This is a genomic window from Mesorhizobium sp. C432A (assembly GCF_030323145.1).
In the GTDB taxonomy this organism is placed as follows: Bacteria; Pseudomonadota; Alphaproteobacteria; order Rhizobiales; family Rhizobiaceae; genus Mesorhizobium.
In genome coordinates this window covers 380,722-404,620 of record NZ_CP100470.1, presented here as the reverse complement: position 1 = coordinate 404,620, position 23,899 = coordinate 380,722, and the positions used below count along the sequence as shown (strand labels likewise).

Here is a 23,899-nt window from a genome sequence, read left to right as displayed (position 1 = left end):
AGCGGGCCGCGTTCAGGATGCGGTTGTGAGGGCGCCATCCGCCGCGACACTCACACGCTTGCCGCGATAGGCCTCAAAAGCGTCGCGCCTGAGCCTGAGCGCTACCGGCGTCGGCCAGCCCATTTCCCTGGCCACAATCAAGCCAAGCAGCAGGATCGCGTCCGGCTCGTGCAGCACGAGTGCCGTCGGCGCATGGCCATTGTGGACGAGTTCCATCAGCACGGCTGACGCTGAGGACGAGCCGATCGTGCCGGGCAGGAACAGCACACGCCCGGAAATGGTCTCGCCATGCTGCGGGTGACGGACATCGGCGATGCGGCCGCTCTTCGGATCGACGCCACCCCAGAAGCTGATTGGCGCCATCAGCACCAAGGCCAGCCCTTCGCCTCCGCTGCCCGGCACCAGGATTTCAGCGACGGCGCTCATGCGGCGATATCCGTAAACCTGGGCTTACCGGCAACCGCGCTTTCCACGCAGTCGGCCAGCGAGCCGTAAAGCACGGCGTAACCGGTATTGCCCGGCGCGTAGTGCGCGAATTTTCCCGAATTGGTCATCAGCACGCCGCCGGCCAGATTCGGCAGGATCGGCGTCACCACCACGCAGGTGTCGGCGACGATGATGACGCCGCTGGCTTCGAGCATCTTGCGCTTGCCGTTCTGCTCCAGCCTGGTGAGCACGTGGCGGCCGGTGCAGGCGTAAATCGGCACGCTGAGCCGCCGCCCGCCAATCAGCCGCTCAAGTGCATCGAATTCGGCCAAAGACAGATGCGGACTGCCGATCGCCACGGCATCGATGGCGGTCTGCGTGGCTGCGGTGGACAGGCCGGCGCGGGCCTTCATGGCCATCTCCGGCGTTACGCGGATCATCGTTTCCGGCCTGCCGCCCACCAGGATGGTCTCGGCGTCGGGCGCTTCTGGCGTTACCCCAGCGATATGGAACAGGCCGACGGCGCCCGACGATGCCGCCGCCGCGCCGAAGGCCTTCAGCGCATCCTCGCCGGGATGGCTGGATATGCCGGTGACGACGCCGACCGCGTTGCCGACCTCACGGCCGTAGAGGTTGCCCAGCACCGGCCAGGCGATCTCCGAACCAAGGAACGAGGCGGAGAGGCCGGACACATCGAACACCAGCCGTGCCTGCCGGTTCTCGGGGCGATGCAGGCCGTAATCCGGCGCGCGGCCCGATATGGCGCAGGCGATGTCGAGGAAGTCGCCATAGCGGTTGGTGCGTGCCCCCAGCACCGAATTGCAGAACACCACCGCGTTGGATTCACCCCAGGCGACATCGCTGCCAAGCGCTGGCCTGTGGCCGGCCTGATAGGGCGCGCAGGTCCAGCTCTGCTCGCAGCCCAGTTTGCGGTAGGCCTCCATCATTCGTCGCGCCATGCCGCGCGCCGGCTCTTCGAGGCGCACGCGCGAGCAGCCCATCAGGTCGAGCGCGCCGACATTGAGCGTCGAGCGCACCGCGACCCTGGCGCCGCCATCGACCAGCCTTTCGGCAAACAGCGTGCCGGAATCGCCGTGATAGAGCGCGCCGTCTATATGCGTCGAGGCGATCGGGATCAGTCGCGGCGCGCCGAGCAGCGCAGCGCTTTCGGCAACGATGCGCATCGCCATCGCCGCCCCGTCATGGCCGGAGGCGACTGTCTGCTCCTGTGAGCTGAGTGCAAGGCTCACGCCAACTCCTTGCGCAAGGTGATCGAGGTCGGCCGGTCATAGCCGTCATGCGCGGTGCGTTCAGTCTCGCGAAAGCCGAGACCGGCAAAGGTTGCATGATTTACGGTCAGTTCGATTCGCGTCTGCAGTTCGATGGCCGGTTTGTTCCGGCTGCGGGCGAGAAATTCGACAGCCTGCATCAGCCGCCTGCCGATGCCTTGCCCTTGAAGCTCAGGTTCGACGGCGAGCTTGCCGATGTAGAAATCATCGGCTCTCTCCAGCGCGAAAACGCAGCCGGCGATCCTGTCATCCTGCAGGGCCAGCAACACGGTCTCTCGGCCAGCCTTGTCCCTGAGGTTTCCGGCGTTCAGCAGATGTGCCGAGGAGGGCGGGTCTATGACGCCGTCCATCGGTGCAAAGGCGCGCATGATCAGGCTGAGCAGTTCGTCCCAGCGGTCGAAGCCGGGGGCGAGCTGCGTGACCAAAACACTGGCAGGCTGATCCATGCGGTCAGCTTCTCTTGTAGCGGATCGTGTCGAAGCGCGCCGACAGCGCATCGTAGAGCAGCAGCCGGCCGACCAGCGGTTCGCCGATGCCGGTGATCAGCTTGATCGTTTCCATCGCCTGCAGCGTGCCGACGACGCCGGTCAGCGCACCGACGACCCCGGCCACCGCGCAGGATGGCACCAGCCCCTCTGGCGGCGCTTCGGGAAAGAGGTCGCGATATCCAGGGTTCGGTCTGCCGTCGGTGCCGGTGCCGAACGGCATCAACACCGTAACCGAGCCGTCGAAGCGGCCGACGGCGGCATGCACGAGCGGCCGCTTTTCCGCCGCGCAGGCATCCGCCACCACATAGCGCGTCTCGAAATTGTCGGAGCCGTCGACGACCACGTCGTAGCGCGCCACGAGAACGGCAGCATTGTCGGCCGTCAGCCTGAAATCGTGCAATTCCACCGCGACATGGGGATTGATCCGGGCGATCGCTGCTTTGGCGCTCTCGGTCTTCGCCGTTCCGACCGTATCGGTGGCGTGGATCACTTGCCGCTGCAGATTGGACAGCGAGACAATATCGTCGTCGACGATGCCAAGCGTGCCGACGCCTGCGGCAGCGAGATATTCCAGCACCGGCGCGCCGAGGCCGCCGGCGCCGATCACCAGCACTCGCGCCCGCTTCAGCCTCTGCTGGCCGGCGCCGCCGATCTCAGGCAGCACGATGTGGCGGGCATAGCGTTCGAGTTCTTCGTCGGTGAGGGCGGCAGGGGTCATTGCCCGACCATATAGCGGAGCAAAAACCTTGTCAGGTCTCTTCGGTTGGCCCAACCGTGCCGTGGTCGACGGTGAGGAACTGCGCGCGTCCCCTCAGGCTGGAAAACAGCGCGGCGTCGGTTCCGGTCATGAAGGCCTGGCAGTTCAGCTCCTCCAGGATCGAGAACAGCGCGGCGCGCCGGCCGGCATCGAGATGCGCGGCAATCTCGTCGAGCAACAGGATCGGCGTCATCCCCGACATCTCGCCGGTCAGCCTTGCGTGCGACAACACGATGCCGACCAGCAGCGCCTTCTGCTCTCCGGTCGAGCAGAGTTCGGCCGGCATCGCCTTGGGGCGGTGGCGCACCAGTAGATCCGAACGGTGCGGGCCGTCGAGCGTGCGTCCGGCGGCGCGGTCGCGCTCGCGGCCGTCGGCAAGGGCGTCGCGATAGCGTTGCTCGACATCCACAGCGGGTGCTGAGGCGACATGGCTTTCAAGGTCGCCGAAGAGGCTGATGTCGGCTTGCGGAAACGGCCCGCTGGACGGCAACCTGTCGATCATGGCGGCCAGCAGGCGCACCAGCTCGGCGCGCGCAGCCGCGATCGCCACGCCGGTTTCGGCCATCTGCATCTCGATGGCGTCGAACCAGGCGCCGTCGCGCGAGCCTTCCGTAAGCAAGCGGTTACGTCCGCGCATCGCCTTCTCGTAATCGAGCGCACGCTGGCCGTGGCCAGGATCGACAGCCAAAACCAGCCGGTCGAGAAAGCGCCGCCGGTCGGCGGCAGGTCCGGGGAACAGGCCGTCCATGGCCGGCGTCAGCCAGACCACGCGCAGCCATTCCAGCATGGCGTCGGCCGACCGTGCCGGCGCGCCATTGATGCGCACCTTGCGACCGCCCTCGCCGGCCGCTTCACCCCCGGTGATGCCGGTGCCGATCTCGACCTGCCCCTCCGGGCCGTCGAGCCTTGCGTGCAGCGCAAAGCCGCCATCGCCGCCTTCGCGGGCCACGTCGACATAGGGCGCACGGCGCAGGCCGCGGCCAGGCGTCAGCAGCGAGATGGCTTCCAGGAGATTGGTCTTGCCGGCGCCATTGTCGCCGGAAAACACCACCGCGCCGGGTGAAAAGCCGATCGACAACGCCGCATAATTGCGGAAATTCGTAAGTGTGAGCTTACTTATGTGATTTTGTTCCGGCAACCGCTATCCGCCTATAGAAGTCGCCGCAATCACTATGCTGCAGTGTGCCGCAGTGCGGCTACACCCGCATCGGCATCAGCACGTAGAGCGCGGTCTCATCGGCCATGTCGTGGATCAGCGTCGGCGAGCCGGCATCGGCCAGCATGAACTTGGCTTCCGTGCCGGTGAGTTGAGCAGCGACGTCGAGCAGATATTTGGCGTTGAAGCCAATCTCGATCGGGTCGGACGAATAGTCGGCCGCCAGCTCCTCGGTGGCGCTGCCCGAATCCGGATTGTTGACGGCAAGCGTCACCTGGCCTTCGGTGATCGAAAGCTTCACCGCGCGGCCGCGCTCGGAGGAAATGGTCGAGACGCGATCGACGGCGGCGGCGAAGCTCTGCCGGTCGATGATCAGCTTCTTGTCGTTGCCGGTCGGAATGACGCGCTGGTAGTCCGGGAAAGTGCCGTCGATCAGCTTCGAGGTCAGAACCACGCTGCCGATGGTGAAGCGGATCTTGGTGTCGGACAATTCGGTGGTCACCGCGACATCGGGATCGTCGACCAGCTTCTGCAACTCGCTGACCGTCTTGCGCGGAATGATGATGCCCGGCATGCCTTCGGACCCGGCCGGAGCGTCGATCTCTGCGCGCGCCAGGCGGTGGCCGTCGGTCGCCACTGAACGCAGCTTCAGCTTGCCGCCAGTTTCATGCGTGTGCAGGTAGATACCGTTGAGATAGTAGCGCGTCTCTTCGGTGGAGATGGCGAACTGGGTCTTTTCGATCAGGCCTCTCAGGGCGACGGAATCGAGCCGGAAGATGTGTGAGAAAGATCCCGCCGAAAGCTCCGGGAAATCGGACTGCGGCAGGCATTGCAGGCGAAAGCTCGAGCGGCCCGACGTCACCGTCATGGCGTTGCCGTCCTCATCGGTCTTCAGCATCACTTCGGCGCCGTCGGCCAGCTTGCGCACGATGTCGTAGAGTAGGTGCGCCGGAACCGTCGTCGCCCCGCCGCGCTCGACCTTTGCCGGCGTCGCTTCGGTCACTTCGAGGTCGAGGTCGGTGGCTTTCATTTCAAGGCTGGCGCCCTCGGCGCTGAGCAGTACGTTCGACAGGATCGGTATGGTATTGCGCCGCTCGACCACGCGATGAACGTGGTTGAGCGACTTCAGGAGATTGGACCGTTCCAGGATAACACGCATGACGAAACAGGCTCGCTTGAATGAATGGACGGGTCACCAGTGGGCGGCGCCCCGCGAAAGGTCTGAACAGGCTCAGAATCTATGCAAACTGACAGGAAAAAGCCAGCAAACGCAAGTCCGGGCCACCGGTTCGCGCCGGTTAAGCGGGCTTTCTGGGGATAAAGCGGACGTTGGCCGGCAACCGATGCATGTCGCCGAAAACTGCGCAGCGGTTTTGGGACAACGACATGCATCAAAACAAGAAAATTTAAAGCGCGACGACCGAATACTCTAACCCGGCGCGCTCCGTTTGCCGCGCCGATCAGGCTTGGTCGTTGATCAGCCTGCGCAACAGTTCCAGTTCCTGCGCCAGCGTGTTGTCGACGCCGGAAAGGTCCTCGATCTTGCGCACCGCATGCAGCACCGTAGTATGGTCGCGGCCGCCGAAACGCCGGCCGATCTCCGGCAGCGAGCGCGGCGTCAATACCTTCGACAGGTACATGGCGACCTGCCTGGGCTTGACGATGGTGCGCGTGCGCCGGTTGGACAGCAACTCGGTCTTCGACACATTGTAGTGGCGCGCCACGATGCGCTGGATGTCCTCGATGCGCACCCGCTTCGGCTCGCCAGAGCGATAGATGTGGCCGAGGATTTCGTCGATGCGGTCGATGGTGATCGCCGGCTCGAACGACTGACGAAACAGCAGCTGGTTGAACGCGCCCTCCAGCTCACGACCGCTGCCGGTCACCGTGCGGGCGACATGGTTGAGGATCTCCTCCGAAATATTGAGCGATGCATCGTCGACCTTGGCGGTGGCAAGCCGAAGTTTGAGCATGCCGATGCGCATGGCGAAGTCCGGCGCCGACATTTCCAGCGCGACACCGCCATTGAGGCGCGAGCGCACCCGCGGTTCCAGCGATTCCAGTTCCGACGGCGGCCTGTCAGCGGCAACCACCACTTGCTTGGCACTGTCGAGCAGCATGTTGATGAGATGGCAGAATTCGTGCTGGATCGACTTGCCCTGCAGGAACTGCATGTCGTCGATGATCAAGAGGTCGATGTCGCGCAGCTGTTCCTTCAGCGTCAGCGCATTGTTGTCGCGGATCGCGGTGGCGAAGCGCCACATGAAATATTCGGCCGTCAGATAGACGACGCGCGATTTCGGGTTCTGTTTCAGGGATTCGGCCGCAATCGCCTGCAAAAGGTGCGTCTTGCCAAGCCCGACGGTTGCATGAAGGAACAGCGGGTTGAAGCGCACCGCGCTCGACTGCGATTCCGCCACGGCTTTGGCTGCGGCGAAAGCCACCCGGTTCGACGGGCCTTCGATGAAGGAGCCGAACGTGTAGCGCGGGTCGAGCGGCGACCCCAGCACATTGTGCCGGAATTCGCTCTCGATCGGCGTGCCGGGACGAGGGGCGGGCGCCCGCTCCACCCTGCCGGGGCCGACCGTGCCGGCCGCCAATGCGGTCTGCGTATGCTTGGTCATCTTGCGCGCCGGCACGGCCTCGGGTTCGACGCCATTGCGGGCAGGACGGGTCGCGGTGCGCACGACCATCTCGATCTTGAGGATTTCGGGATCCTCGTGCTTCCACAGATCGGCGATGAGATCGAGATAATGGCCATTGATCCACGAGCGCAGGAAGGCCGTGGGCACCGAGATGCGTACAATGCCCCGGGAAGCCTCAGCCACCTTCATACGGCCGAACCAGCTCGAATAGACCTCGGTTCCCAGGCGCGCCTTCAACTGGGCCTTGACCCGGTCGAACTTCTGTTCCGCGTCGCTGGAAGCCGCCATATCGTGCGCTCCGACCAATGTTCCGGGAAATGGCAGGTCGCCCGTAAGCTCCCGCTCGATGCCGCTCTGCATGATTGTGCGTCCCTTTTCCTTTGTACCTTTTTTCCGCCGGGAGTGCGCCTCCTGCACCCATGTTTCCGGCGACCGTATCTTCGCTACAACACCACCGCCGCCGCCGGCGGATGACGTTGCCTCGTCAGAATGGGATCGGTCCCGGCTGCTTAAGGCCAGTCCGTCTGACATGTTCGGGCAAAGCGGTGCTACCCGGCGAAAACGCCGGTGCGCCATCAAGCTGCCATGTACAATTACGCCAGTCCCCTATCGTATCGAAAAGGCAAGCCATACCCGTTCGCGGAATTGATCCACGTCATGAATTCTGCCACTGTTAGCTGGCCGATTCAGGCTGGGTTAAGGGCTAATGGCCCGTCCCTTTCGATAGATCGACATTACCGAAATCGCTGTGGATAGGGCAAGGCCACCTCTAACGGATTTTTAAGGAATCTGGTTAGTGAACAACGGTTCGGGCTCCGTGCTGGAAGCGCATATTTTGACAAAGCCATTGGGATTCAAACCCTTTTGCCGCGAATATGAAAATGGCTGTGCGGTTTGAAATTTTCTGAAATAATTCGCTTGACACCAACTTGCTGCCTATCGCCCACAGGCGATGTGAACAAGCTGTGGATCACTTCCAGCAAGTCGTTGAAAAATATCAGCAATTTGTGACAGCCCAATTTATTGGCGTGGGCCGTTTCGGCGGATTGGAATATCAGTGGGAGTGTATGTGCCGGCAAAGCATTCCAGACTCTGGAATGCGGCTCGGGCGTGCTTTGCGGCCGTTCTTTTTAAGTGCTTGCCGGCAAACGAAAAAACCCGGCGCGATTGGCCGGGTTTGAAAGAACGACAGTTCAGGAACGGTCAATCAGGCCGACAGCACCTTGAGGCGGTGAGCCAGACGCGACACCTTGCGCGATGCCGTATTCTTATGGATCACGCCCTTGGTCGCGGCGCGCATCAATTCCGGCTCTGCGGTCTTGAAGGCTTCCAGCGCGGCTGCCTTGTCGCCGGCAGCCAGTGCCTCTTCGACCTGGCGGACATATGTACGCACGCGCGAGCGGCGGTTCTTGTTGATCGCTGCGCGGCGGGCGATCTTGCGCGTTGCCTTTTTGGCCGAGGAGGTATTGGCCATGATGCCTCTCTTCTGATCTGGTGGGCGCATGCGGGATGCCGCAGGGCGCAAAAAACAAACGGGCAGCCAACGGCCGCCTCGGTTGGAGCGGCTTATAGTTCAGCTTTTCCGGCGCGTCAACGCCGCTTTGGCTTCTTTTTGGTCCTCGCCGCCGCCACTCTAGCGATTGGTGAAATTCGGCTTCCGCTTCTCGGCAAAGGCTGCCATCCCTTCCTTCTGGTCGTCGAGCGCAAACAGCGAGTGGAACAGCCGGCGTTCGAAGCGCAGTCCCTCCGCCAGCGTCGTCTCGTAGGCGCGGTTGACTGCCTCCTTGGCCATCATCACCGATGGCAGTGAAAACTCTGATATCCTGGCCGCGGCCTTCATCGCCTCCTCGATCAACTCGCCGGCCGGCACGACGCGCGAGGCCAGGCCGCTGCGCTCGGCTTCGGCGGCATCCATCATCCGCCCGGTCAGGCACATGTCCATGGCCTTCGACTTGCCGACAAAGCGGGTCAGCCGTTGCGACCCGCCCATGCCGGGAATGACGCCGAGCGTGATTTCGGGCTGGCCGAATTTCGCCGTGTCGGCGGCAATAATGAAATCGCACATCATCGCCAGTTCGCAGCCGCCGCCCAGTGCATAGCCGGCGACCGCCGCGATCATCGGCTTGCGCGCACGGGTAAACTCTTCCCAGCCGACGAAGAAATCCTGCACATAGGCCTTGGCGTAGGTGACGGCTTGCATTTCCTTGATGTCGGCGCCCGCCGCAAAAGCCTTCTCGGAACCGGTGATGACCGTGGCGCCGATGCCGGGATCGGCGTCGAACCCCTTTGCCGCCGTCAGCAAATCCGCCAGCACCTGCGCGTTCAGCGCGTTCAGCGCCTTGGGCCGGTTCAGCGTGATCAGGCCGACCTTGCCGCGCGTCTCGACGATGATGGTTTCATAGCTCATGGGCTGGCCTCCTGGTTGCGGCACTGAAGGACCGGTCTAGCTTACCGCTGACAGGTCCGGCAATAAAAGGTCGAGCGGCCGCTTTGCACGATGCGCGCGATGTGGCCGCGACAGCCGGGCGTCGGACAGGGCTCGCCTTCGCGATCGTAGACCGCGAAGGAATGCTGGAAATAGCCCAGCGATCCGTCTGTGTGCATATAGTCGCGCAGCGAAGACCCGCCGGCGGCGATCGCATCGGCGATCACCGAACGGATTGCCTCGGCCAGTCGTTCGCTCTGTTCCTTGGCCTTCTTGCTGGTCCCGGCGATGGTGCCTGCCTCGCGCAATGGTGAAAGGCCGGCGCGCCACAGCGCTTCCGACACATAGATATTGCCGAGCCCGGCAATCAGCTTCTGATCGAGCAACGCCGCCTTCAACGGCGATCTGCGGCCCTTCAGCAGAGAGGCGAGCAGGGCGCCTTCCAGCGCATTGCCGGTCGGCTCGACGCCCAGTCCCGCCAGCATCGGATGCGCGTCGGCCAGGCCTTCCGCAAACAGCATGAAGCCGAAGCGACGCGGGTCGTTGAAGACCACGCGAGACTGGACGCCGACAGGCGACACGACATGGAACACCACATGGTCGTGCTTGGCATCCTTCGAGCGCTCTTGATGGAACGTGCCGGGCGTCTCTTTGTCATCAGCGGCCTCGATGCGGAACGAGCCCGACATGCCGAGATGGCAGATCAGCACCGGGCCACCGTCCAGGTGTATGGTGAGATATTTGGCGCGGCGGCCAAGCGCGGTGACGGTCTTGCCGGTCAGCCGCTGCGCAAATTTCGCCGGAAACGGAAATCTGAGATCGGGCCGGCGCGCCTCGACGCGCATGATCCGCGCGCTTTCCAGAACCGGCTGCAGGCCGCGCCGGACGGTTTCGACCTCGGGCAGTTCAGGCATGGCCGCCTATCGCCGCATGGAAGGAAGCGCCGTGGCGGCCGCGCGCCAGCTTGAGGTGTTCGGCGACCGTCTCGCCGATATCGGCGAAGGTGGTCCTGAGCCCGATGTCGCCGCCGTTGAGACCTGGTGCGGTGCCGATGACCGGGACGCGTTCGCGCGTGTGGTCGGTGCCACGCCATGTCGGATCGTTGCCATGATCGGCGGTGAGGATGAGCAGATCGCCCGGCTTCAGCTTTGCCAGTGCCTCGGGCAGCCGGCGGTCGAAGGCTTCGAGCGCCGCAGCATAGCCGGGGACGTCGCGGCGATGGCCGAACTCGGTGTCGAAGTCGACGAAATTGGCGAACACCAGGTCGCCGTCGCCGGCATCGTCCATCGCGCCCAGCGCCTTGTCGAACATTGCCATGTTGCCGGGCGCCTTGCGTACTTCCGAGATACCGCGGTGGGCGAAGATGTCGCCGATCTTGCCGACCGCGATCACCCGGCTGCCGCGCCCGGTCAAGCGGTCGAGCAGCGTCGGCTCAGGCGGCGGCACGGCGTAGTCATGGCGGTTATAGGTGCGCTCGAAGGTGGCTGATGTTTCGCCTAGAAAAGGCCGTGCGATCACCCGTCCGATCTTCAGCGGGTCGACCAGCCGGCGTACCGTCTTGCAGAACTCGTAGAGCCGCTCCAGGCCGAAATGAACTTCGTGCGCTGCTATCTGCAGGACGGAATCGACCGAGGTGTAGCAGATCGGCTGGCCGGTGCGGATATGCTCCTCGCCAAAGCGCTCGATGATCTCGGTGCCGGGTGCATGGCAGTTGCCGAGAATGCCCGGCACCTTGCCCTCGCGGATCATCGCTTCGGTCAGTTCGGCAGGGAAGGCGGGCACCTTATCGGGGAAATAGCCCCAGTCGAACCGCACGGGCAGCCCGGCGATTTCCCAGTGACCCGACGGCGTATCCTTGCCGCTCGAAATCTCCTGCGCGGCGCCGTGGAAAGCGGAGGCTGAAACGGCGGCTTTGCTGTCGAATTGGAAGCCGGTTGCGGTTTCTGCTGCGCGGCCGAGACCGAGCGAAACCATGGTGGGCACCTTCAGCGGTCCCTCGCGCAGGCCCTCGCGATCGGCGCGGGCTTCCGCGCAGGCCAGCGCGATATGTCCCAATGTGTTCGAGCCGGCGTCGCCATAGCGTTCGGCATCGGCGGCGCCGCCAATGCCGAAAGAATCGAGAACGAAGAGGAAAGCGCGTGCCATCGATGCCGTCATTGCCAGTCTGGTTGACCAGACATAAGGTCCCGTCGCGGCATTGGCAAATCGTAAACCAGGCGGCAACGGCCTGGCGCGATAGTCGCGAAGTCGGGCAGGCGTGGTGTACGCATCCTTGAGACATGCGATGCGCTTCAAGGAACGGCGTGCGGGGCATGGATCGATGAGACGGGCTGACCTCGGTTGGAGTGCACTGGCGACAACTGTAGCGCTGCTGGCCTCGCAGCTCGCCGCGCACGCCGACTGGCGCGACCAGATCGGCACGTTTCGGATCGGCATCGTTGCCGAGCCGGGCGCTGGCAACACGGTTCCGGGTCTGGCCTTGCTGACTGACGCCTACGGCAAGGCGCTCGGCATGAAGGTGGAATTCGTCGTCGCGCATGACTATGCGGCGCTGATAGAGGCACAGGCCAATGGCCGGATTCAGTACGCGGTCTATTCGGCGACCGCCTACGCCACCGCCTCGGAGCGCTGCGGCTGCGTCGAACCTCTTGTGGCGCCGGTCGATGCCGACGGTGCCACGGGCATCCGCTCCGTGCTTTTGACGCGCGACGGCAGGCTTTCCGATCTCGCGGCCCTGGAAACGCACCGCATCGCCATGGCGCCTTCCGACAATGTCGGCGGTTCGCTTCTACCGCTCGCCGGGCTGGCGGCCGACGGCATCAAGATCAGCCAGGATGCGCCATTCCTCGCTCATGCCGGCTCGGCTGCCGCCGCAGAAACGATGCTGGTCGATGGCCAGGCCGATGCCGTGTTCGGCTGGGAGCGGGCCACGGCGGAAAACTGGACGGCGATTGCTGGCGATCAGCCGGCTGATCCGGACGGCACGGCGGCGCGACTGGAGGCGGCGGGCATTCCAGAAGCCGCGCTCCAGATCATCTGGACCTCCGGCGTGCTCAGATACGGCCCTCACGCCGTCCGCAGCGATCTTGACCCCGAAGCCAAACGCCGACTGACGGTCTTCCTCACCAATCTCAGATCGCAGTCGCCGGAAATCTACGATTTCGTGGAATCGAAACATTCGGGAGGGTTCACGCTCGCCGCTGCGAGTGACTATGCGATGGCCGCTTCCATCGTGCGCCTGGTGTCGGGCAGCACGGACAGCAGCGCGCAATGACCCGGGTTGAATGGGTAGAACTGCTTCAGCAATTGCTGCAGGGGATCGAGGTGGCCCGGCGCGGCCTGAGATAGTAGGTTTCGCTCATCGTTATTTTGCCTTCGTTGAAGGCCGAGATAAATCCGAGCGGCTTTTCGGCGCTTTCCGACCAGGAGATGATCGGTTCATATTTGAGAGTGGTTTTGACACGAATAAGGAAAGTCCCCGCAACGTTGAGCGTCGCCGGAACAGTTGTGGAGCTTGTCGGGTTGGAGTCGCGGCTCGTGACCCCATTCAGCACGCGCCAGGACCACGCCACCTTCGCCTTCGGTGTCGGGTTGCCCGGATCGGCTTCGATGTCGATTGCTGTGATGAAGATATCGGCGACTGAGCGGTTATAAGGCTGAAGGCTGGAGTTTCCGATCTTCATAATGTCGGTGAGATCTGCATTGACCAGCGACGTTTGCTGCGTGACGAGGTCGGCAACCATGGAGCTGATGCGGCTGACCTTCTTGCTGGCCTCGATGGCTTGCGAGGCCTCAATGGTAACGAAATACATGATCAGCAGGACGGGCACGATGAGGGCAAACTCGACCGCCGCTATGCCCCGACGATCGGCACAAAACCGCGCCGCTCTCTTCCAGATAACCGATATCCCCGGATGTGCCCCCGCACGAAACATGCCCTTTTCCTTTGCTACACGTGCCTCAGTTGTCGAATGGCTCGTTTTGCCACGTTGCCGTTGCGTAATGCAGCGTCTTGCCGCCATCCATATTCGACATGTATTGAGCCATGAAATCGGTCATGACCGGCCAAGGGTAGAAAACCCGCAGCATGTTCTTTGATTCTGCCGGACCTATTGTGGGGGTCCCGAAAGCCGGGTCCTTGCCTGTATCCGGATCCTTGCCCGTCAGCGTGATGGTCGAGCCGGAAATCTTGAAACCCGCACTGGCTGCCCCGGCAAAGGTCTTGAACGGGCGCAGATCAACCAGCAAACCGGGGCAACCCTTGGCGACAATGATCTCGAGTCTGGCGCAGACCCTACCCTTTAGCTTCTCTTCCGTCACATCGGCTTGCCTCAACTGGCCAGTACGCAATTGACGGGCGATATCATCGGTGATGTTGGCCATCACCTCCTGTCCGGCAAATGAAATGCAGCTCTCGAGGATGGCGAAGACGAGAGCCGCAAACGGTAACGCAAGCATGGCGAATTCTATCGCCGTGCCGCCGCGCCGATCACCAAGGAAACGACGGGCAAACGTCACGCGCCCTGCCTTGGCCTTGCAGATCTTGCGTCTTGAATCCTCGTCCAAAACGTCGCCCATATCCCGTTCCTGCCGATCCTGATGCGGTACCGTCAGCACCACTATCAAGAACCCATTTAGCTCCGGTTTGAATGACCGTTAAATTCGACCAGGCGACATTAACCGGCCGCTAACCGACGCGGCTCTCCCCCAGACAATCAAGTCACCTGAGGCGCTTACTGCCCAGCGCTCATCTCGGCCTCGGACGACTTTTCCGAGTCGCTCTTGTACGAGCTTTCGCAATATGGCGTGCAGGACATGGTCTGGACCGAGGCGCGCCTGTAGATACGCACCGACGACGCGTCCTGGCGCACTACGGTCACCTGCTCGTCGACGATCGGGCTGCCATCGTGGTCGAGGACAACCAGATTGGTCACGCCGAACCCCTTGCCCGTCAGCACGATCGTTGATGCATCCTGGACGGAGGCGTCGGCGATCGCCGGATTGCCGACGACGATGGTGTCGGCGGGGCGTGTCAGTTTGACGATCTTGGCCTGGTTCATCGTCACTTCGATGCCGGCTCCGGCCTTGGCCGGCAGCACGAAAGCCGGGACGGCGAGAAGCGCGACAAGCAGGAATGACGATTTCATGGCGGTCATCAAGGCGCTCCACAGCGGCAAAACTTGTTCACGGAACATGAAGGAGATTGGTGAACCAACGGTTAAACCCTTGACCGGCGCCGGGTATTCGCTCCAATCTTGCTGCCAGCTGATATAACAATGCGTCCTGCCGATAGCCGTGAAATTACAGCTTTTCACGGGCAGGCGAGCTACTGTCCAGCGTTTAGTTTACGGTTAACCACGCAAGCTGTTCGAAGCGGGAAAGGAATCGGTAAGGCTGTTTATTAAGCCGATTGAAAGAGCTTCTCCGTAGATTGGCAGCATCCGATCAACCACCACAGAAGTTGACGGAAGTGCTGTAACACGTGGAGTAGGAGCTCTCGAATGTCTAATCTCATCGCACGTTTCGCGAAGGACGAATCCGGCGCGACCGCTATCGAATACGGTCTGATCGCCGCTCTCATCGCGCTTGCCATCATTTTTGGCGCTGGTCAGCTCGGCAACGCCCTGAACAACAAGTTCATCGCCATCGCCGGTAAGGTGAGTGGTTCGTAATACCCTGGTTGCCTTAGAGATAGGGGCCGCCTGACTGGCGGCCCTTATTTCATCGCGTCGGGCGGTTTTGAGTAACCCAGTCTCATCGATCGTTAATCATATATGTCTAGGCTGAGGCTGGACACAGTTGGCAACAGGGTGTCGCGCCCATGCTCGAAGCGTTGATCTTCGTCATCTTTCCTTTTTGCATGCTCTTCGCCGCGATCTCCGACATGCTGTCGATGACGATCGCCAACCGCGTACCGGTGCTGCTGCTGGCGGTGTTTGCGCTGGTTGCGCCGCTGACGGCCATGGACTGGGCAACCTATGGCTGGCATTTCGCCGCCGGCGGCCTGGTGCTGGCCGTGACGTTCGGTCTGTTTGCACTCGGCGGCATGGGTGGCGGCGACGCCAAGCTGCTCGCCGGCACCGCCGTCTGGATGGGGTTCAACATTCACCTTGTCGAGTATCTCGTGATATCGACGTTCATCGGCGGACTGCTGACGCTCGCCATCCTTCTCTACCGGAAATCGCCGCTGGCGATTTACACCAGCCACAATCTATTCCTGCGCCATTTCGCCGACGACACGACTGGCGTTCCCTACGGCATTGCACTCGGCATTGGCGGGCTGCTGACCTATCCGGATTCACCCCTGATGGTTTGGGCACTGGCAAAGCTGGCGAACTGAAACAGCAAGCAACCTTTGCCGCTCCGACATCGGTCTGAAAAGATGCCGCTGGTCGCCCTTTCTGTCGTCGGAGCACGGGTCCGTCCAATTTATGTAAACCTTAAATTAATCACGATCGTAAGCATTGCATTAACCTTGTTTTGACGATTGCCGCTGCAAAGTCCGGCCTGGCTAGTTGGTTGCCTAAAGGCGAGGGTTCGGACAGATGCCAGCATCCCGACTGATTATTCTGGGCGTGGCGGTGGCTGCGGCGGGTGGTGCAGGTTATGTCGCCAAGAATATGGTGGCGGTCCCGCCCCAGCAGGTCGTCGCCGATGCCCCGCAGGCGCCGGCCATTGCCTTGCAGGATGTGCTCGTGCTTTCCGGCGACGTGCCGATGGGCAGCCCACTTGAGAACAATCTCAGCTGGGAGTCCTGGCCGTCCGATGGCATCAATGCGAATTTCATCACCCGTGCCGCCGAACCCGAAGCGCGGGAGAAACTGAAGGGCTCCGTCGCCCGCATGGCGATGTACACCGGTGAGCCGCTGCGGCGCTCCAAGCTGATCGGCGAGGGGCAAAGCTTCATGTCTTCGATCCTGCCCACCGGCATGCGTGCCGTCGCCACCGCGATCTCGGCTGACACGTCGGCAGGCGGGTTCATCCTGCCCAACGATTTTGTCGACGTCATCATGACCCGCAGATCCGACACCGGCAACGGCGGCAGCGGATTCACCACCGAGACCATCCTCAAGAACATCCGCGTCCTGGCGATCGATCAGACCATCCAGGAGGACGAGGAAGGCAAGAAGACCAGGGTCGGACAGACGGCGACGCTGGAGCTGACGCCGCAGCAGGCCGAGATAATAACCGTCGCCCAGCAGATGGCCGATCGCCTGACGCTGGCGCTGCGCTCGATCACCGACAACAAGGAAAAGGGTACCGATGAAGCCGACTACCTCGTTTCCGGCAGTGGGCGGCGCGGAACGGTGCGGTTGATCAAATCGGGCGAAGTTTCCGAAGTAGGGGCAAGGAAATGAGGTTAGTCGCTAAACTGCCGGTCACCATGGCTGCAGCCGTCGGCCTGCTTTTCCTCGGAGCCCATGCAAGTGGCCTCGGCGACGCCAAGGCCGCCGGAAAGAGCGTCGGGGTCACGGCCTCGACCGCCACGCAACGTGTCAAGCTCGGCCTCAACAAATCGGTCGTCATCGATCTGCCGAGCGACGCCTACGACATCCTTGTCGCCAATCCCGCGGTCGCCGATGCGGTGACCCGCACCGCAAGGCGCATCTATCTGTTCGGCAAGTCGGTGGGCGAAACCAACATCTTCGTCTTCGGTCCCAATGGCGAGCAGATTGCCAGCCTGGATCTGGCCGTCGAACGCGACGTCGCCGGATTGGAAGACTACCTCAAGCGCTTCCTTCCGAATGCCGAGATCAAGGTCGAATTGCTGAACGACAACGTCGTCCTGACCGGGACGGTGGATACGCCGCTCGATGCCAAGCGCGCCGTCGATCTGGCAACCATCTTCGTGTCCGGAGGTGAAGCGACGACGGGCCAGTATTCGCAGACCGCGGCCGGCGGCAATGCCAATGGGGGCGTCGACATCAACAACCCGGATGCCGAACGCCGGGTCTCGAAGATCGTCAACCTGCTACAGATCATCGGCGACGACCAGGTGACGCTGAAGGTGACCGTGGCCGAAGTCAGCCGCTCGGTGATGAAGCAGCTCGGCGTCAACATGGTTGGCAGCGGCAGCATGGACGGCATCGCTTACGGTGCGCTGAGTTCGCCCAACTACGGTTTGGGAAAGCCGCTTTCGCAGAATTCAGGCTTTAACTTGGGCGGCAGTGGCCTCAAAGCCTACATCAATGCCATGGAGCAAAGCGGCGTCATGAAGACGCTTGCAGAACCGACCCTCACCGCGGTTTCGGGCGAGAAGGCAACGTTCAGGGTCGGCGGCGAATTCAATCTCATCACGGCACGTACGAACAACGTTTCGACCGACAACCAGACCGGCCAGGTCACCTACACCAACGAAAAGCTGGAATACGGCATAGGTCTCGAGTTCCAGCCCGTTGTGCTGTCGGCGGGCCGGATCAGCCTCAAGGTCAGAACATCGGTTTCGGAGCCGACCTCGGAAGGTGCTACCACCCTGGAAGGCGGCGGCAGCTTGCCCGGCCTGACGCTTCTGTCGATCCGCAAGAGACTTGCCGACACCACCGTCGAATTGCCGTCGGGCGGTTCGATGATGATTGCCGGCCTCGTTCGCGACGACGTCCGCCAGGCTGTATCGGGCTTGCCCGGCCTGACCAAGATCCCGGTGCTCGGCACGCTATTCCGCAGCCGCGATTTCGTCCGCAATGAAACTGAACTGGTCATCATCATCACGCCTTATCTGGCTCGGCCGGTGGCGCGCAACGACCTGGCTAAGCCGGACGACAATTTCAATGCCGCCGGCGATGGTCCGGCCATGTTCCTTGGCCGCGTCAACCGCGTCTACGGCACCATGCAGACCGACAAGCCCAACGGCCGCTACCACGGCGTTGTCGGCTTCATCTACAAGTAAGCGGGGAAGCGGACATGTCTCAGTCAGCATCAAAGGTACTGGCGATTGCCGCAACGGCATGGTCTGGCCGTGGCCGGATCCGCCGATCGGCAATGCCGATCCTGGCGGTCGCGATCGCCGCCTCGCTTGCCGGTTGCGCTAAGCGCGACAGCATCACGGTTGGGGCGATTCCCGATGATTATCGCACCACGCATCCGATCGTAATTGCTGAGAAGAACCAGAAGCTCGACCTCCCGGTCGGCGCCGACGATCGCGGCATGACCGGCTCGCAGCGCGACACGCTTCTGGGCTTCCTAGACGGTTACGACAAGAGCGCTGCCCCGGCGCTGACGATCGCAACCCCGATCGGCTCGGCTAATGAGGTCGCGGCGACTGCCGCGGCGCGCGATTTCGCAAGGCTGGCGGTTGCCAGCGGCATCAAGCTAAACCGGATCGTGGTGACCTCCTACCAGTCGGTTTCCCCGGAAGCGTCGGCGCCTATCCGCGTTTCCTATATTTCGGTGAGAGCCCAGACCGACAAATGCGGGCGCTGGCCCGAAGACATCCTCGAAACCTCCGAAAACAAGCACTACGCCGATTACGGCTGCTCGTCTCAAAACAACCTCGCCGCGCAACTCGCCAATCCGACCGATCTGCTCGGGCCAAGAAAGTCGTCCGACATCGACGCCGAGAACCGCGGCGCGGTGATCGACGTCTACCGCGGCAGAGGTATTTCGGACGAGTTCCTCGGCAATTCGGAAGTGACGTACTAGGAGCGCCGGTCCCGCGTAGAGACCGGAAGAGAAGTCACGGAAAAGAGCATGACAATGAGCAATCTTGCCTACGATACGCCCGTAGACGGCGGCGACAGCTCGCAATTGGATATTGCCGCGATGCAGGCGCTGCGGCCGGTTCCGCGTATTTCCATCCAGGCATTTTGCGAGACGGAAGGTGTCGCGCATCCGGTAGAGCGGGCCGGCGAGGATCGCCGCATGGCCAAGGCGCATCTGAAAGTGCATATGGGCGGCATCGCCACGGCGATCGAATTCTACCAATCCGCGCCGACGCCGAACCTCATCCTTCTGGAGTCGCGCAGCGAACCGAAGCAGTTGCTGGAGCAGCTTGCCCAGCTTTCAGAATATTGCGATCCCTCCTCTAAAGTCGTGGTGATCGGCCACTACAACGATGTCGGTCTTTACCGCGAACTCATCCGCTTCGGTATTTCCGAATACGTCATCGCGCCCGTGTCGATGGCCGATATTGTCTCGGTGGTTTCGTCGATCTTCGTCGATCCGGAAGCCGAGCCGATCGGCCGCTCGATCGCCTTCGTCGGCGCCAAGGGTGGCGTCGGCTCCTCGACCATCGCCCACAATGTGGCGTGGGCGATGTCATCGCTGTTCAAATCGGAAGTGGTCGTCGCCGATCTCGACCTGGCTTTCGGGACGGCCAACATAAACTTCGACCAGGACCCTGCGCAAGGCATCGCCGAGGCCGTGTTTTCGCCCGAACGCGTCGACGAGGTTTATCTCGACCGTCTGCTTGCCCAGTGCGCCGAACATCTGTCGCTGCTCGCCGCGCCCTCCACCCTCGAACGTGTCTATGATTTCGATCCCGATGCCTTCACGCAACTCATCGATACCGCCCAGCGCAGCGTGCCGCTGCTGGTGCTCGACGTCCCCCATATCTGGACGGGCTGGACCAAGAACACACTGATCAAGGCCGACGAGATCGTCATCACTGCGACGCCGGAATTGGCCAATCTGCGCAACACCAAGAATCTGGTCGATATGCTGACGCGGCTTCGCCCGAACGATCCGCCGCCGAAACTGATCATCAATCAGGCCGGCGTGCCGAAACGGCCCGAGATTTCCGCGTCCGACTTCGCCGAGCCGCTCAGCCTCACGCCGATGTCGGTCATCGCCTTCGACCCGTTGTTGTTTGGAAATGCCGCGAACAACGGCCGCATGCTGGGCGAGATGGATCCCAAGAGCCCGGTCGTCGGCATGATCAACGAAATCGCGCACGTGCTGACCGGTCGCAGCGAAATCAAGGCCAGGAAGAAGGCAGGCCTTGGCGGCCTCCTCGGCAAGCTCTCGCGTAACAAGAAATGACGCTTCTCAAGCGAAATTGGTAGTCGATCATGTTTGGAAAAAGAGGCTCCGACGACGGCGGCCGGTTCACCCCGGAGTTCCGTCAGCCAGCGTCAGCGGCGCCGGCTGCTGCAACGCCTGCGGACATGGCGGTACTTGCCCGACCCCCGGCAGCGCCGCCGCCGGGAGCGCTGGCAACGCCGCCAACTCGCCGTGCCGTTGAGGCGCCGTCGATGGCGCCGGAGCCGCCAAAAAAGATCCAGCGCGAAAAAAGCGAAACCTACTACGACACCAAGACCCAGGTCTTCTCCGCGCTCATCGACACCATTGACCTGTCGCAACTTGCGAAACTCGATCCCGAGAGCGCGCGCGAGGAAATCCGCGATATCGTCAACGACATCATCGCCATCAAAAATTTCGCAATGTCGATCGCCGAGCAGGAAGAGTTGCTCGACGACATCTGCAACGATGTGCTAGGCTACGGGCCGCTGGAGCCGCTGCTCGCCCGCGACGATATCGCCGACATCATGGTCAACGGCTCCAAGAACGTCTACATCGAAGTCAACGGCAAGGTCGAACAGACCGGCATCCGCTTCCGCGACAATCAGCAGCTGCTCAACATCTGCCAGCGCATCGTCAGCCAGGTTGGCCGCCGCGTCGACGAATCGAGCCCGATCTGTGACGCCCGTCTTCCTGACGGGTCTCGCGTCAACGTGATCGCGCCGCCGCTCTCCATCGACGGCACCGCGCTCACCATCCGCAAGTTCAAGAAGGACAAGCTGACGCTCGATCAGCTGGTCAAGTTCGGCGCCATCTCGCCGCAGGGCGCCGAGATACTCAAGATTATCGGCCGCGTCCGCTGCAACATCGTCATCTCCGGCGGTACCGGCTCCGGCAAGACGACGCTGCTCAACTGCTTGACCAACTATATCGACCGCGAGGAACGCGTCATCACCTGCGAGGACTCGGCCGAACTGCAACTGCAGCAGCCGCACGTGGTACGTCTCGAAACCCGCCCGCCCAATCTCGAGGGCGAAGGCGAGGTGACCATGCGCGACCTGGTCAAGAACTGCTTGCGCATGCGGCCCGAACGCATCATCGTCGGCGAAGTGCGCGGACCGGAGGTTTTCGACCTGCTGCAGGCGATGAACACCGGCCATGACGGGTCGATGGGAACGATCCACTCCAACAGCCCGCGCGAATGCCTGAACCGTATCGAATCGATGATCGCCATGGGCGGCTATTCGCTGCCGCAGAAGACCGTGCGTGAAATCGTCGTCGGCTCCGTCGATGTCATCATCCAGGCAGCACGCCTTCGCGACGGCTCGCGCCGCATCACCCACATCACCGAGGTGATCGGCATGGAAGGTGACGTCATCATCACGCAGGACATCGTGCTCTACAACATCAAGGGCGAGGACTCGAACGGAAGGCTGCTTGGCGAGCATGTGTCGACCGGCATCGGCCGTCCGCATTTCTGGGATCGCGCCCGCTACTATGGCGAGGAACAGCGCCTCGCCAATGCTCTGGAATCGATGGAGAAACGCGCTGACTAACGCATATCGAGGCGTGGGGACTGAGGTCGATGTTCGGAATTGATACCACCGTACTGGCGTTCATCGTGCTCGCCGGCTTCAGCGCCGGTGCGGTCGCCTATGCCTTCCTGTTCACCAAGATGAGCAACGAGAAGCAGGCCGGCAAGCGGCTCGAGACGATCAAGGCCGCCGAGACCGATCGTTCGGTCGTCAAGGCTTCGCGCGACCGTGTCGCGGAGGCGGTCAAGCGGCGTAAATCTGTCCAGGACACGCTGAAACAGCTCGACGAAAAGCAGAAAACCAACGAACTCGCCGTCAAGAAGCCGCCGTTGAAGGCCCAGATTCGTCAGGCCGGCATGCAGGTCTCGATCGAGCGTTTCTATATCTACTCCGTCATTTGCGGCATCGCGCTGACGGTGCTCGCCTATCTCGCCGGCGCGCCGCTACTTGTCCTGCCGGGTACGCTTCTGGCCGGCGCGCTCGGCCTGCCGCGCTGGTTCGTCTCGTTTCGCCGCGCGCGCCGGGTCAAGGCGTTCCTCAACGAATTTCCCAACTCCCTCGACATCATCGTGCGCGCCGTCAAATCCGGCCTGCCGCTCAACGACGCCATTCGCCTGATCGCCAATGAATCGCCGGAGCCGGTCAAGACCGAGTTCCGCCGGATCGTCGATTCGCAGCAGGTTGGCATGTCCATCCCCGACGCCACCTTGCGCATGGCTGAGACCATGCCGTGCAGCGAGGCAAGTTTCTTCGGAATCGTTATCCAGATCCAGTCACAGGCCGGCGGTAATCTCTCCGAGGCGCTAGGCAACCTTTCGCGCGTGCTTCGCGATCGCAAGAAAATGAAGGCCAAGGTCCAGGCGCTGTCCATGGAAGCGAAGGCGTCGGCCGTCATCATCGGCGCGCTGCCTATTGTCGTCGCCCTTCTCGTCTATCTGTCGAGCCCGAACTACATCATGCCGCTGTTCACCACCAGCACCGGCAATCTGATCCTTGGCTGTTCCGGCGTGTGGATGTCGATCGGCATTCTGGTGATGCGCAAGATGATGAACTTTGAAGTTTAGGCCCACCTTGGAAAGCTCGAACGAAAAGACTGAAAACGGATGACCGACCAAGTCGTAAAATCGCTGACCGATCCTGCCTTCCTGATCGCATTGCTGGTCGGCGTTGCGGTGTTCGCGACCGTCTTCACGTTGCTGCCGGCGCTTGGCGGCAATGAGCTCAAGGCGCGCATGAAATCGGTGGCGCTGGAGCGTGACGAATTGCGCGCCAAGCAGCGCTCGCGGCTTGCCAACGAAGCCGATCGCCGCCGCAAGGGGCTGCGCGAAGAGCAGTCGATCGGCATGCGCAACATCGTCGACAGGCTCGACCTGCGGCGTGCGTTGGCCGATGAAGGCACGTTGCAGAAGCTCAAGGTGGCGGGATTTCGTGGCCAAAACCCGCTGACGCGCTTCCTGTTTTTCCGCCTGATCCTGCCGTTTGTGGGTTTCGCGCTGGCAGCGATCTATCTGTTCGTGCTCGGCGGACTGCCTGACCGGCCGGCCTTCGCGAAACTGTTCGTCTGCATTCTCGTCGCCTACGCCGGCTTCTATGCGCCGATCCTTTACGTCAACAATCGTGCCGCCAAGCGCAAGCAGTCGATCCAGGCGGCGTGGCCGGATGCGCTCGACCTGATGCTGATCTGCGTCGAGTCGGGCATGTCGGTCGAGGCTGCCTTGCGCAAGGTCTCCGAGGAGATCGGTTCGCAATCGGTGGCGCTGGCGGAGGAATTCGTGCTGACCAATGCCGAACTCTCTTATCTGCAGGAACGCAAGCAGGCTTATGAAAACCTGTCGGCTCGTACCGGCCTGGAATCGGTGAAGTCAGTGTCCCAGGCACTGGTCCAGGCGGAACGCTACGGCACACCCGTGGCGCACGCATTGCGCGTGCTGGCCGCGGAAAGCCGCGACATGCGCATGAATGCAGCCGAGAAGAAGGCCGCCGCCCTGCCGCCGAAGCTTACCGTGCCGATGATCCTGTTCTTCCTGCCGGTTTTGTTCGCCATCATTCTGGGCCCAGCCGGCATTCAGGTCAGCCAGCGCGGCATCTTCGGCGACCAGCACAATTCCTCAAGCCAGTAGGCCTCGTTGCAGCCATACAAACGAGCCGCACTGCCAATGCAGTGCGGCTCTTGTTTTCAGCTTTGATATGTGGACGGATTTGCGCTGTGCGGGAGCCGGCGC

General features: G+C 62.2%; 26 protein-coding genes. 12 read left to right on the top strand and 14 right to left on the bottom strand.

The window, feature by feature from the left end:
* Window positions 1–12: 12 nt before the first annotated feature.
* The 6 genes from NLY33_RS01830 to dnaN are packed head-to-tail and all read right to left on the bottom strand — an operon-like array spanning window position 13 to window position 5,275.
* Window positions 13–426, bottom strand: a complete 414-nt coding sequence (locus NLY33_RS01830) for an aconitase X swivel domain-containing protein (protein WP_023682001.1) — start codon at window positions 424–426, stop codon at window positions 13–15.
* A complete protein-coding gene (locus NLY33_RS01825; protein ID WP_023703475.1) occupies window positions 423–1,676 on the bottom strand; it encodes an aconitase X in 1,254 nt (417 codons plus the stop codon). The genes NLY33_RS01830 and NLY33_RS01825 overlap by 4 nt, the downstream gene beginning before the upstream one ends.
* Window positions 1,673–2,161: a GNAT family N-acetyltransferase gene (locus NLY33_RS01820; protein ID WP_023703474.1), complete on the bottom strand. Its 489-nt coding sequence runs from the start codon at window positions 2,159–2,161 to the stop codon at window positions 1,673–1,675. The genes NLY33_RS01825 and NLY33_RS01820 overlap by 4 nt, the downstream gene beginning before the upstream one ends.
* Window positions 2,162–2,165: 4 nt before the next feature.
* A complete protein-coding gene (locus tag NLY33_RS01815) occupies window positions 2,166–2,921 on the bottom strand; it encodes a molybdopterin-synthase adenylyltransferase MoeB (RefSeq protein WP_023703473.1) in 756 nt (251 codons plus the stop codon).
* A 31-nt stretch (window positions 2,922–2,952) separates the two neighbouring features.
* Window positions 2,953–4,098 carry a DNA replication/repair protein RecF gene (recF, locus tag NLY33_RS01810; RefSeq protein ID WP_023703472.1) on the bottom strand — a complete coding sequence of 382 codons (1,146 nt, stop codon included), beginning with the start codon at window positions 4,096–4,098 and terminating at the stop codon, window positions 2,953–2,955.
* A gap of 58 nt (window positions 4,099–4,156) precedes the next feature.
* Window positions 4,157–5,275 (bottom strand): DNA polymerase III subunit beta, encoded by a 1,119-nt coding sequence (dnaN, locus tag NLY33_RS01805; RefSeq protein ID WP_023669575.1) that lies wholly within the window; start codon window positions 5,273–5,275, stop codon window positions 4,157–4,159.
* Here dnaN and NLY33_RS01800 point away from each other — a divergent pair.
* On the top strand, window positions 5,274–5,549 hold the full coding sequence (locus NLY33_RS01800) for a hypothetical protein (protein ID WP_155922476.1): 276 nt from the start codon (window positions 5,274–5,276) through the stop codon (window positions 5,547–5,549). The two genes, dnaN and NLY33_RS01800, sit on opposite strands and share 2 nt — an antisense overlap.
* A 27-nt stretch (window positions 5,550–5,576) precedes the next feature.
* Here NLY33_RS01800 and dnaA read toward each other — a convergent pair whose 3' ends face one another.
* Window positions 5,577–7,121 carry a chromosomal replication initiator protein DnaA gene (dnaA, locus tag NLY33_RS01795; RefSeq protein WP_031195619.1) on the bottom strand — a complete coding sequence of 515 codons (1,545 nt, stop codon included), beginning with the start codon at window positions 7,119–7,121 and terminating at the stop codon, window positions 5,577–5,579.
* 605 nt (window positions 7,122–7,726) lie between these two features.
* On the opposite strand from dnaA, the gene NLY33_RS01790 reads away from it, so the two are divergent.
* Entirely contained in the window at window positions 7,727–7,942 is a 216-nt protein-coding gene (locus NLY33_RS01790; protein WP_156932584.1) for a hypothetical protein, read from the top strand.
* Between the two features lie 26 nt (window positions 7,943–7,968).
* Here the strand turns inward: NLY33_RS01790 and rpsT are convergent, their stop codons facing one another.
* The 4 genes from rpsT to NLY33_RS01770 all read right to left on the bottom strand — a co-directional run bounded on the left by rpsT (window position 7,969) and on the right by NLY33_RS01770 (window position 11,331).
* Complete coding sequence (gene rpsT, locus NLY33_RS01785; RefSeq protein WP_023681995.1) at window positions 7,969–8,235, bottom strand: 30S ribosomal protein S20; 267 nt, start codon at window positions 8,233–8,235, stop codon at window positions 7,969–7,971.
* A gap of 159 nt (window positions 8,236–8,394) precedes the next feature.
* Window positions 8,395–9,168: an enoyl-CoA hydratase gene (locus tag NLY33_RS01780; RefSeq protein WP_023708181.1), complete on the bottom strand. Its 774-nt coding sequence runs from the start codon at window positions 9,166–9,168 to the stop codon at window positions 8,395–8,397.
* 41 nt (window positions 9,169–9,209) lie between these two features.
* Window positions 9,210–10,100, bottom strand: coding sequence for a bifunctional DNA-formamidopyrimidine glycosylase/DNA-(apurinic or apyrimidinic site) lyase (mutM, locus tag NLY33_RS01775; protein WP_023703469.1), 891 nt, complete (start codon window positions 10,098–10,100; stop codon window positions 9,210–9,212).
* Window positions 10,093–11,331, bottom strand: coding sequence for a phosphopentomutase (locus tag NLY33_RS01770; RefSeq protein WP_023703468.1), 1,239 nt, complete (start codon window positions 11,329–11,331; stop codon window positions 10,093–10,095). Before NLY33_RS01770 ends, mutM begins: the two co-directional genes overlap by 8 nt.
* A 175-nt stretch (window positions 11,332–11,506) precedes the next feature.
* Between NLY33_RS01770 and NLY33_RS01765 the strand changes: the two genes are divergently transcribed.
* Window positions 11,507–12,460: a PhnD/SsuA/transferrin family substrate-binding protein gene (locus NLY33_RS01765; RefSeq protein WP_023703467.1), complete on the top strand. Its 954-nt coding sequence runs from the start codon at window positions 11,507–11,509 to the stop codon at window positions 12,458–12,460.
* 25 nt (window positions 12,461–12,485) lie between these two features.
* On the opposite strand, the gene NLY33_RS01760 is transcribed toward NLY33_RS01765, so the two are convergent.
* From NLY33_RS01760 to NLY33_RS01750, 3 genes are all read right to left on the bottom strand, one after another.
* Window positions 12,486–13,121: a TadE/TadG family type IV pilus assembly protein gene (locus NLY33_RS01760; protein ID WP_023703466.1), complete on the bottom strand. Its 636-nt coding sequence runs from the start codon at window positions 13,119–13,121 to the stop codon at window positions 12,486–12,488.
* A gap of 25 nt (window positions 13,122–13,146) precedes the next feature.
* Window positions 13,147–13,764 (bottom strand): TadE/TadG family type IV pilus assembly protein, encoded by a 618-nt coding sequence (locus NLY33_RS01755; RefSeq protein ID WP_031196259.1) that lies wholly within the window; start codon window positions 13,762–13,764, stop codon window positions 13,147–13,149.
* Window positions 13,765–13,919: 155 nt separating this feature from the next.
* Entirely contained in the window at window positions 13,920–14,342 is a 423-nt protein-coding gene (locus tag NLY33_RS01750) for a pilus assembly protein N-terminal domain-containing protein (protein ID WP_023681988.1), read from the bottom strand.
* Window positions 14,343–14,687: 345 nt separating this feature from the next.
* On the opposite strand from NLY33_RS01750, the gene NLY33_RS01745 reads away from it, so the two are divergent.
* The 9 genes from NLY33_RS01745 (at window position 14,688) to NLY33_RS01705 (ending at window position 23,797) form a co-directional block, all read left to right on the top strand.
* Window positions 14,688–14,858 (top strand): Flp family type IVb pilin, encoded by a 171-nt coding sequence (locus tag NLY33_RS01745; RefSeq protein WP_023681987.1) that lies wholly within the window; start codon window positions 14,688–14,690, stop codon window positions 14,856–14,858.
* Window positions 14,859–15,007: 149 nt separating this feature from the next.
* A complete protein-coding gene (locus NLY33_RS01740; RefSeq protein WP_023703464.1) occupies window positions 15,008–15,526 on the top strand; it encodes an A24 family peptidase in 519 nt (172 codons plus the stop codon).
* A 205-nt stretch (window positions 15,527–15,731) separates the two neighbouring features.
* The gene (gene cpaB / locus NLY33_RS01735) at window positions 15,732–16,544 is read left to right on the top strand and encodes a Flp pilus assembly protein CpaB (RefSeq protein ID WP_023681985.1); all 813 of its coding nucleotides are present in this window, start codon (window positions 15,732–15,734) and stop codon (window positions 16,542–16,544) included.
* Window positions 16,541–18,073, top strand: coding sequence for a type II and III secretion system protein family protein (locus NLY33_RS01730; RefSeq protein ID WP_023681984.1), 1,533 nt, complete (start codon window positions 16,541–16,543; stop codon window positions 18,071–18,073). The genes cpaB and NLY33_RS01730 overlap by 4 nt, the downstream gene beginning before the upstream one ends.
* A gap of 14 nt (window positions 18,074–18,087) precedes the next feature.
* A complete protein-coding gene (locus NLY33_RS01725) occupies window positions 18,088–18,825 on the top strand; it encodes a CpaD family pilus assembly protein (protein WP_023703463.1) in 738 nt (245 codons plus the stop codon).
* Between the two features lie 54 nt (window positions 18,826–18,879).
* Entirely contained in the window at window positions 18,880–20,163 is a 1,284-nt protein-coding gene (locus NLY33_RS01720; protein WP_023681982.1) for a CpaE/TadZ family protein, read from the top strand.
* 29 nt (window positions 20,164–20,192) lie between these two features.
* The gene (locus NLY33_RS01715) at window positions 20,193–21,698 is read left to right on the top strand and encodes a TadA family conjugal transfer-associated ATPase (protein ID WP_023703462.1); all 1,506 of its coding nucleotides are present in this window, start codon (window positions 20,193–20,195) and stop codon (window positions 21,696–21,698) included.
* Window positions 21,699–21,727: 29 nt separating this feature from the next.
* Window positions 21,728–22,741: a type II secretion system F family protein gene (locus NLY33_RS01710; RefSeq protein WP_023703461.1), complete on the top strand. Its 1,014-nt coding sequence runs from the start codon at window positions 21,728–21,730 to the stop codon at window positions 22,739–22,741.
* Between the two features lie 39 nt (window positions 22,742–22,780).
* Window positions 22,781–23,797, top strand: a complete 1,017-nt coding sequence (locus tag NLY33_RS01705) for a type II secretion system F family protein (RefSeq protein ID WP_023708180.1) — start codon at window positions 22,781–22,783, stop codon at window positions 23,795–23,797.
* Window positions 23,798–23,899: the final 102 nt, after the last annotated feature.

What these genes read in the sequence shown, in the direction of transcription:
- NLY33_RS01830 (WP_023682001.1), bottom strand. Translation starts at nt 426, where the DNA reads ATGAGCGCCGTCGCTGAAATCCTGGTGCCGGGCAGCGGAGGCGAAGGG.
- NLY33_RS01820 (WP_023703474.1), bottom strand. Translation starts at nt 2,161, where the DNA reads ATGGATCAGCCTGCCAGTGTTTTGGTCACGCAGCTCGCCCCCGGCTTC.
- NLY33_RS01815 (WP_023703473.1), bottom strand. Translation starts at nt 2,921, where the DNA reads ATGACCCCTGCCGCCCTCACCGACGAAGAACTCGAACGCTATGCCCGC.
- NLY33_RS01800 (WP_155922476.1), top strand. Translation starts at nt 5,274, where the DNA reads ATGACGAAACAGGCTCGCTTGAATGAATGGACGGGTCACCAGTGGGCG.
- dnaN (WP_023669575.1), bottom strand. Translation starts at nt 5,275, where the DNA reads ATGCGTGTTATCCTGGAACGGTCCAATCTCCTGAAGTCGCTCAACCAC.
- dnaA (WP_031195619.1), bottom strand. Translation starts at nt 7,121, where the DNA reads ATGCAGAGCGGCATCGAGCGGGAGCTTACGGGCGACCTGCCATTTCCC.
- rpsT (WP_023681995.1), bottom strand. Translation starts at nt 8,235, where the DNA reads ATGGCCAATACCTCCTCGGCCAAAAAGGCAACGCGCAAGATCGCCCGC.
- NLY33_RS01780 (WP_023708181.1), bottom strand. Translation starts at nt 9,168, where the DNA reads ATGAGCTATGAAACCATCATCGTCGAGACGCGCGGCAAGGTCGGCCTG.
- mutM (WP_023703469.1), bottom strand. Translation starts at nt 10,100, where the DNA reads ATGCCTGAACTGCCCGAGGTCGAAACCGTCCGGCGCGGCCTGCAGCCG.
- NLY33_RS01770 (WP_023703468.1), bottom strand. Translation starts at nt 11,331, where the DNA reads ATGGCACGCGCTTTCCTCTTCGTTCTCGATTCTTTCGGCATTGGCGGC.
- NLY33_RS01765 (WP_023703467.1), top strand. Translation starts at nt 11,507, where the DNA reads ATGAGACGGGCTGACCTCGGTTGGAGTGCACTGGCGACAACTGTAGCG.
- NLY33_RS01760 (WP_023703466.1), bottom strand. Translation starts at nt 13,121, where the DNA reads ATGTTTCGTGCGGGGGCACATCCGGGGATATCGGTTATCTGGAAGAGA.
- NLY33_RS01755 (WP_031196259.1), bottom strand. Translation starts at nt 13,764, where the DNA reads ATGGGCGACGTTTTGGACGAGGATTCAAGACGCAAGATCTGCAAGGCC.
- NLY33_RS01750 (WP_023681988.1), bottom strand. Translation starts at nt 14,342, where the DNA reads ATGACCGCCATGAAATCGTCATTCCTGCTTGTCGCGCTTCTCGCCGTC.
- NLY33_RS01745 (WP_023681987.1), top strand. Translation starts at nt 14,688, where the DNA reads ATGTCTAATCTCATCGCACGTTTCGCGAAGGACGAATCCGGCGCGACC.
- NLY33_RS01740 (WP_023703464.1), top strand. Translation starts at nt 15,008, where the DNA reads ATGCTCGAAGCGTTGATCTTCGTCATCTTTCCTTTTTGCATGCTCTTC.
- cpaB (WP_023681985.1), top strand. Translation starts at nt 15,732, where the DNA reads ATGCCAGCATCCCGACTGATTATTCTGGGCGTGGCGGTGGCTGCGGCG.
- NLY33_RS01730 (WP_023681984.1), top strand. Translation starts at nt 16,541, where the DNA reads ATGAGGTTAGTCGCTAAACTGCCGGTCACCATGGCTGCAGCCGTCGGC.
- NLY33_RS01725 (WP_023703463.1), top strand. Translation starts at nt 18,088, where the DNA reads ATGTCTCAGTCAGCATCAAAGGTACTGGCGATTGCCGCAACGGCATGG.
- NLY33_RS01720 (WP_023681982.1), top strand. Translation starts at nt 18,880, where the DNA reads ATGAGCAATCTTGCCTACGATACGCCCGTAGACGGCGGCGACAGCTCG.
- NLY33_RS01715 (WP_023703462.1), top strand. Translation starts at nt 20,193, where the DNA reads ATGTTTGGAAAAAGAGGCTCCGACGACGGCGGCCGGTTCACCCCGGAG.
- NLY33_RS01710 (WP_023703461.1), top strand. Translation starts at nt 21,728, where the DNA reads ATGTTCGGAATTGATACCACCGTACTGGCGTTCATCGTGCTCGCCGGC.
- NLY33_RS01705 (WP_023708180.1), top strand. Translation starts at nt 22,781, where the DNA reads ATGACCGACCAAGTCGTAAAATCGCTGACCGATCCTGCCTTCCTGATC.